The sequence below is a fragment of the Alcanivorax sp. HI0044 genome (assembly GCF_001634945.1).
The window spans coordinates 1-570 of the sequence record NZ_LWEZ01000859.1; the positions used below are offsets into that span (position 1 = coordinate 1).

The window sequence follows — 570 nt, forward strand, 5'->3', positions numbered from 1 at the left end:
ATTGGAAACATGGTGCGCGGTACTGATGCCATCCATGCCCAGTACCTCGCCGGGCAGGTAAAACCCGGTGACCTGTTCCTCTCCGTCATCGCTGACCACATAGGTTTTCAGGGCGCCAGAGCGCACGGCATATACAGAATCAAATCCGTCGGTGGCGCGAAACAGGTGCTCGCCGCGTTTCAGTGGGCGGCCTCGGTGGATAATACGGTCCAGCTGGTCCAGTTGTGCCGGGGCCACTGCCAGGGGCAGGCAAATGGGGCTGAGGCTGCAGTCGTTGCAGGAAACATGATGAGACACGGTCAGACTCCGGTTGATCGCTGCGTAAAGCGTCACTCTTAGAGTATAGAGTGAAAATAGTAGAATAAAGGTCAAATAATCCGGCTAAACCGGGTTTGCTGCTGTTTCCGGGTGTAGCGGTCAAAGGGCATCACCAGAGCCCGGCTAACCAGGCGACCGCTGTCGGTGATATGCAGCCGATCCTTTTCCATGGCCACTAATCCCTGCGCCTCAAATGCCACCCATTCAGACAGGGCATCCGCAAAATAATCCGGGAAATCAATCCCCCAGGTT

Annotated in this window: 1 protein-coding gene and 1 pseudogene; both read right to left on the bottom strand. The window is 56.0% G+C overall.

Annotated features, from left to right (window positions below; genetic code table 11):
- On the bottom strand, nt 1-297 hold a 297-nt coding region (locus A3730_RS10135; RefSeq protein WP_156501130.1), incomplete at its 3' end, for a cyclic nucleotide-binding domain-containing protein.
- 71 nt (nt 298-368) lie between these two features.
- Nucleotides 369-570 (bottom strand): annotated as a pseudogene (locus A3730_RS31485) (coproporphyrinogen III oxidase); the annotation flags it as partial.